Below are 4560 nucleotides of genomic sequence, written 5' to 3'. Positions count from 1 at the left end.
ACGTTCAACTTCTATGAGCTGATCGCCCACGCCGCCAAAACCCGGCCACTCGGTGCGGGCTGCATCATAGGCTCGGGGACCGTCTCCAACTATGACCGCAGTGCCGGATCCTCCTGCCTCGCCGAACTGCGCATGTTGGAAATTATCGAGTCAGGTCAAGCCACTACACCCTTTATGCGCTTTGGTGATACAGTGTCCATCGCGATGCAGGATCGCAATGGGATGAGTCTGTTTGGCACCATTTTGCAAAAAGTCACGCAACAGGATGTCAACCAGATGACGTGAAGGAGCCAGTGTGGGCGCAAGGCCGACTGGTGAACGGCAGGTGCCCTTGCACCTGCCAACACAGGGACAGATTATGTTGCAGTTGTTTGGATATTGGCGTTCATCGGCAAGCTATCGGGTGCGGATCGTGATGCAGCTCAAGGGGCTCGATTACGAGCATCGCCCAGTCAACCTGCGGCAGGGCGAGCAGCGCGAGAAAGCCTATTCTCGCATCAACCCTCAGGGGCTGGTGCCCTTTCTCATCGACGGGGATGTGCAGTTCGGTCAGTCGGTTGCCATCATGGAGTACCTCGACGAAACCTACCCCGCCTATCCCCTGATGCCCTCGGCCGCCCAGGCGCGAGCCAGGGTGCGTCAGATAGTGAACATGATCGCCTGCGACACGCACCCGCTCGACAACCTGCGGGTGCTCAACTATCTGGAGCAGGAGCTGGGGCAGGGCAAGGCGCAGCGTGATACCTGGTATCGTCACTGGATTGACGAGACCTTCACCGCCCTCGAACAGTTGTTGATGACCACGGCTGGCGTCTATTGCGTTGGCAATGAAGTGACCCTGGCGGACTGCATGCTGGTACCCCAGGTCTACAACGCCCGCCGCTACGACATGACCCTGGACGATTACCCCACCATCGCCCGTATCGTCGCCAACTGCGAGCAGCTGCAGGCATTTATCAAGGCCGCGCCAGAGCAGCAGCCGGATGCGCAGGCCTGACATTATGCTGATCTTTGTAGGTTGTGCTTCGCAAGCTCAGCCCAACCTACCCTACTACCATTCAAGAAAATTGTTATAAGCACTATTGAATAATTCGCTCACCAAGTGTTGGTGGGAGTACAGCGGAAAGAAGTAATGGTACAGCTTCAATGGTAATCTTCCCGTCTTTGATTTTTTTCTTTATATATTCAGGGTATTTCTCAGGGAGGTATATTTCTTCGAACCAAACTCTGAATTCAGAAATGGCAGAAATAGGATATGCATGAATTTCTGGGTCTATCTGGCGATATGACTCTGGGAATTTGTGGCGAATTTTAATTCTTGAAGAATACTTGCTGTCTAAGTTGTTTATTTTCCAAAACTTAGCCCAATGAATGCCTAAGCTGCCATCTGGCATTATAGAGTCATCAACAAAAATGTTGTGTCGAATCAATGATGCGATTATGGTTGTGGCTTCATCAAACATTGTAAAGAAGCCCTTAGGTGACTGGTTGTTTAGTATCCGCTCTTGGAATAAAGCCCAACTTTGAGCAAGTTGATTTTGCTGACTGTAGTTTAAACGTTCATAGATGTAAGTTCTTAAACCTAATTTTGCGGCTTTTCTATAATTACTTATAGCTTCAGGTTTTGTGGCTGGAGAAAAATGAGCGTAATAGTCAGTGATTGCCATGACTATTTGCTCTGGTACCGCATGAATTACGCCTGTGATAGAGTTCGCACTGTCAATTTTTACATATAAACTATCAGGGGTGTCTTCACTTTCAGTCCACTCTTTAATTAACTCTTCGAGTTGCTTACCTCGAATCTTCCCTTGTGCTGAACCAGCCTCCCAATCTTGGGCTAATTGAACTATTGTACTCGGTGCTACACCACAAAATTTTGCTAAACCTTGAAGTGATAAAAAGGTCTCACCATTAGGCAAAACACCCATGCTAATGTTATCTACTTCCTGCATTTTTACAGGAACTAAATTTAAAGTTTTCTGTTCCATTAACACCTCTGAGGTTAGATAGTTGCTATGACTATGACAAAATTCATTCAATAGTGCTTAGCTTAATCTCATTAATTTCAAGCTTTATTCTTCGGCGAAATCATGGGGGTGTTTATCTCCAATTTCTCGTACCTATGGTATAGTGAACTAGCCTTAGCAAAGTGGTCCTTTTCTGCCGACGCAGCTCACGTTCATGAATGGCAAAGTAGTCGTTTATATCTTACAAAATTATAATGAAACGTTCTATGAAATTAATCTAATAGCCACCAGAGATGGTTGATTATTTGCGTTAGCGCACATTCTATTTTTGATACCTCCATCGTAAATATTACAAAAAAGAAAGCCCCTCACTCAGGTAAAGGGCTTTGTTGATATTGTTTGTTCGGACAATAGAGATTCAGTAGCTCTGCTGGTGGACGTCCATCACGGCGCGACCGGACGGGTCGGCCATCTCCTTGAACTTGGCATCCCACTCCAGCGCAGTGGGGGTAGAGCAGGCGACCGACTTGCCGTAGGGCACGGTAAGGGCCGCGGACTCCAGCGGGAAGTGCTCGTCGAAGATGGCGCGATAAAAATAGGCCTCCTTGGTGAGCGGGGTGTTGATGGGGAAGCGGAATGCCGCCGCCTCGAACATCTGATCCGTCACCTCTTGTTCCACCATGGCTTTCAGGCTGTCGATCCACGAATAGCCCACGCCATCGGAGAACTGCTCCTTCTGGCGCCATGCCACTTCATGGGGCAGCAGCTCCTCGAAGGCTTCGCGCAGGATGTGCTTCTCGATCTTGCCGTTGCCACACATCTTGTCGGCAGGTTGCAAGCGCATCGCCACGTCCATGAACTCCTTGTCGAGGAAGGGCACGCGGCCTTCCACGCCCCAGGCGGCCATCGACTTGTTGGCGCGCAGGCAGTCATAGAGGTGCAGGGAGGCGAGCTTGCGCACGTTCTCTTCGTGGAACTCGCGGGCGTTGGGCGCCTTGTGGAAGTAGAGATAACCGCCAAACAGCTCGTCGGAGCCCTCGCCCGAGAGCACCATCTTGATCCCCATCGCCTTGATGTAACGGGCCATCAGGTACATGGGCGTGGAGGCGCGGATGGTGGTGACGTCATAGGTCTCGAGGTGATAGATGACGTCCCGCAGGGCATCCAGACCCTCTTGCACGGTGAAGTGGATCTGGTGGTGGATGGTGCCCAGATGATCGGCCACCTTGCGGGCGGCGGCGAGATCCGGTGAGCCTTCCAGCCCCACGGCGAAGGAGTGCAGCTGCGGCCACCAGGCCTCGCTCTTGCCATCGTCTTCCACCCGACGGGCGGCGTAGATCTTGGTGATGGCGGAGATGACGGACGAATCCAGCCCGCCGGAGAGCAGCACGCCATAGGGCACGTCGCACATCAGCTGACGTTTGACCGCGGCTTCCAGCGCCGCTTTCAGCTCGGCCTTGTCGCTGACGTTGTGCTCGACCGCGCCGTACTCCATCCAGTCGCGCTTGTACCACTGTTTAAGCTCGCCATCCTTGCTCCAGAGGTAGTGTCCCGGCGGGAAGGTTTCGACGCTCTTGCAGACCGGCACCAGCGCCTTCATCTCGGAGGCGACATAGAAGTTGCCGTGTTCATCGCGACCGGTATAGAGGGGAATGATCCCCATGTGGTCACGACCAATCAGGTAGGCATCCTGTTCGGCGTCATAGAGGATAAAGGCGAAGATGCCGTTGAGATCGTCCAAAAAGGCGGGGCCCTTCTCCTTGTAGAGTGCCAGCAGCACCTCACAGTCGGAGTGGGTCTGAAACTGGAAATCGCCCTTGAGGTTCTTTTCGAGCTCCTTGTGGTTGTAGATCTCGCCGTTGACGGCCAATACGTGAGTGCGCTCCGGGTTGTAGAGCGGCTGGGCGCCATTGCCCGGATCGACGATGGCCAGGCGCTCGTGCACCAGAATGGCTTTGTCGGAGCTGTAGACACCGGACCAGTCAGGACCGCGGTGACGCAATCGCTTGGACATCTCCAGCGCCGATTTGCGCAAGGCTGCTGCATCGGATTTGATGTCCAGAATGCCGAAAATAGAACACATTGGCGGTAATCCTCTTGATTTTTATAGGAGCCCCCCACGAACGGGCTCGAAATTCCATTTACATTCCTCGTCAATCACAATGCCTAGCGCAAAAACCTTTTGCAAGCGGGAAAACCGCAGAAAATCATGCCGCCAACGTCAAGTCGACGGGGCATCAAGCAGCGGGTGCAGAGGGGAAACTTGACGTGTACGTCAAGCAGTGGCGGGCTCGAAGATCACATAGAGCTTGCGGCAGGGGGTGAGAGTCTCCCACTGCCCGACAAAGCCTGCCGGAATAACGAACTGATCCCCGGGTTTCAGGGCAAGCTGGCCGCCCTGACTGTCGTGGATCACCACATCCCCTTCCAGCAGTTGGCAATACTCGTGCTCTGTGTAGTGGATGGCCCAGCGGCCGGGCTCGCAGGCCCAAAAACCCACGTGAAACTGCTGGCTCGGATCCGAGTAGTGATTCCAGACCGTTTGCGCCGGGTTGCCCCCTTTAATACGCTCGGGGGCGGGCATCAGCGGGGC

5 protein-coding genes are annotated in these 4560 nt (G+C 53.2%); 2 read left to right on the top strand and 3 right to left on the bottom strand.

Going from position 1 to position 4560, the window contains the following annotated elements; all coding sequences use genetic code 11:
- Together AAC083_RS22215 and maiA are read left to right on the top strand one after the other, a co-directional pair.
- A partial coding sequence (locus AAC083_RS22215; protein ID WP_146181767.1) for a fumarylacetoacetate hydrolase family protein occupies positions 1-285 on the top strand: 285 nt, incomplete at its 5' end.
- Between the two features lie 73 nt (positions 286-358).
- On the top strand, positions 359-997 hold the full coding sequence (gene maiA, locus AAC083_RS22210) for a maleylacetoacetate isomerase (RefSeq protein ID WP_181364861.1): 639 nt from the start codon (positions 359-361) through the stop codon (positions 995-997).
- Positions 998-1079: 82 nt separating this feature from the next.
- Here maiA and AAC083_RS22205 read toward each other — a convergent pair whose 3' ends face one another.
- The 3 genes from AAC083_RS22205 to AAC083_RS22195 all read right to left on the bottom strand — a co-directional run.
- Positions 1080-1988: a hypothetical protein gene (locus AAC083_RS22205; protein WP_146181766.1), complete on the bottom strand. Its 909-nt coding sequence runs from the start codon at positions 1986-1988 to the stop codon at positions 1080-1082.
- A gap of 397 nt (positions 1989-2385) precedes the next feature.
- Positions 2386-4050: an asparagine synthase B gene (asnB, locus tag AAC083_RS22200; RefSeq protein WP_108537731.1), complete on the bottom strand. Its 1665-nt coding sequence runs from the start codon at positions 4048-4050 to the stop codon at positions 2386-2388.
- A 192-nt stretch (positions 4051-4242) separates the two neighbouring features.
- Positions 4243-4560, bottom strand: a 318-nt coding sequence (locus tag AAC083_RS22195; protein WP_108537730.1) for a cupin domain-containing protein, incomplete at its 5' end; no start/stop codon positions are given.

The sequence above is a fragment of the Aeromonas sp. HMWF014 genome (genome assembly GCF_963878295.1).
Classification (GTDB): domain Bacteria; phylum Pseudomonadota; class Gammaproteobacteria; order Enterobacterales; family Aeromonadaceae; genus Aeromonas; species Aeromonas popoffii.
Note: the sequence above shows the minus strand (reverse complement) of the source record. Positions and strands in the feature narration are given on the sequence as shown.

What these genes read in the sequence shown, in the direction of transcription:
- AAC083_RS22205 (WP_146181766.1), bottom strand. Translation starts at nt 1,988, where the DNA reads ATGGAACAGAAAACTTTAAATTTAGTTCCTGTAAAAATGCAGGAAGTA.
- asnB (WP_108537731.1), bottom strand. Translation starts at nt 4,050, where the DNA reads ATGTGTTCTATTTTCGGCATTCTGGACATCAAATCCGATGCAGCAGCC.
- maiA (WP_181364861.1), top strand. Translation starts at nt 359, where the DNA reads ATGTTGCAGTTGTTTGGATATTGGCGTTCATCGGCAAGCTATCGGGTG.